Here is a 1,769-nt window from a genome sequence, read left to right as displayed (position 1 = left end):
GTATCTGTATAATAAATCATACCAGGAACTGATCCACTATTTGCAGCATAATAATCTTGTGGATTTTCTTTTAAGAGCTTCCACTCTACATCTCCTTGTTCTAATACTTTTTTGTGAAAATTTGGAAATGAACTGTGGTTTTCTAAAAATCTTTTTTTACTTAATTTAGACATAATATTTGTTTCTAATAAGGCCACTAAACCTTAAAAAAGACGCGTCGAAACAAACAATTAAATCATTTTCACTTAAAGCTAATTTTTCTGAAAATCAGAGAAATCTCTTTAATAAGTTATCATTGGAGTTCACAAAAAGCGAAAAAGTAAAATTTATTTGATGAACATAAACTTAGTGGAGGCTCTATAGCTCGTTTTTTGAATAAAGCAGAGCCCTTTAAAAGAGTAAATCAAGGTAGTTTTAAGAAATTGTTTGAATAAATCAGTAACACCACCTGTTTAAATACCAATTTTAAATGGGTGGATATTAAACTTTTTACCCAGTTTACCAATCTTTCACCATGTAAAAACCACCTAAAACCTCTTCTATTGTTGAGGTTTACCACCTTTACAAACAATAGGTAAAGTAAAAGCTAATTATTTTTTTTCTTATGCTCTATTATAAAACCTTCGTATTCTAGTAAAAAACATGAATTATTTGAACTACTTAAAAACATAACACTAAATCAATTTTATATTAAATATGAACATATTAATGCTGGATATTTACCTTATAAAAATTTATGGGAATAATATTTTATGTTACCTTGGAATGGACTTTTTAAAATCAATTTTAGATTCTTAAAATCTTATTGAAAATTTATTATATTTAAGAACTTATTTTAGATAAAATATATTCAAAAAAGTCCTTCTTAAAGTCTGATATAACTTTTATTATACCTTTTAACATACTACCAGTACATTTAAAAAAATGTAAACATATTATTAATAAAATTTTAAACAAAGGATATTAAATAAAACAACCTATAGCAGATAAAACTATAGGTTATTTTTATAGATTATTTTAATATAATTAAGATGTTATCATTTCAGAATATTTACTTATAATCTTTTGTATAGCTCTTTATACTACCAAAATAACGAATACAATACTGCTAATAAAATACAGACTACTATAGACCCCATATTAAATAATGGAGTTGTTTTAAATAGGTTTTTAGAAATTTCTATACCTTTTTCATCATCTGCACCTTTGTTCTGTAAATAACTTAATATCATAGTTACTGCCATAGATAATAAAGTTGCAATTCCCATTTGATGCATCCAAGGTTCTAGAGCCGCAATTGGTAAAAACTTTAATGCTAATGCAATCGGAATTGATAAAATAGCTCCCCAAATTGCTGCGTTGTTGGTTGTTTTTTTCCAAAATAAACCTAACATAAATACAGCTAAAATACCAGGACTTACAATACCTGTCCACTCTTGTATAAATTGAAAAGCTTGGTCTATACCCCCTAATAAAGGAGCAACAATTACAGCAATTAATAAAGAAACTGCAGCAGAAATTCTACCCACATTTACAGTTTGTTTATCATTTGCATTTTTATTGATGTATTGCTTGTAAATATCCATAGTAAAAATGGTAGAAGTTGAGTTTAACATTGAAGCTAAAGAAGAAACAACAGCTGCTGCTAATGCAGCAAAAGCCACACCTTTTAATCCTGTTGGTAAAAATTGTAATAACCAAGGATAAGCTTTATCTGCTTGTTCTGGAGAAGGTGTGTTTAACATACCAACCTCGCCTAAATTTGCCAT

1 protein-coding gene is annotated in these 1,769 nt (G+C 27.5%); it reads right to left on the bottom strand.

Going from position 1 to position 1,769, the window contains the following annotated elements; all coding sequences use genetic code 11:
- Nucleotides 1–1,082 precede the first annotated feature (1,082 nt).
- On the bottom strand, nucleotides 1,083–1,769 hold a 687-nt coding region (locus ACWYN7_RS17230; protein WP_462861213.1), incomplete at its 5' end, for a sodium:solute symporter family transporter.

The sequence above is a fragment of the Polaribacter sp. M10 genome (assembly GCF_054968445.1).
This window is presented reverse-complemented; position numbering and strand designations above follow the sequence as displayed.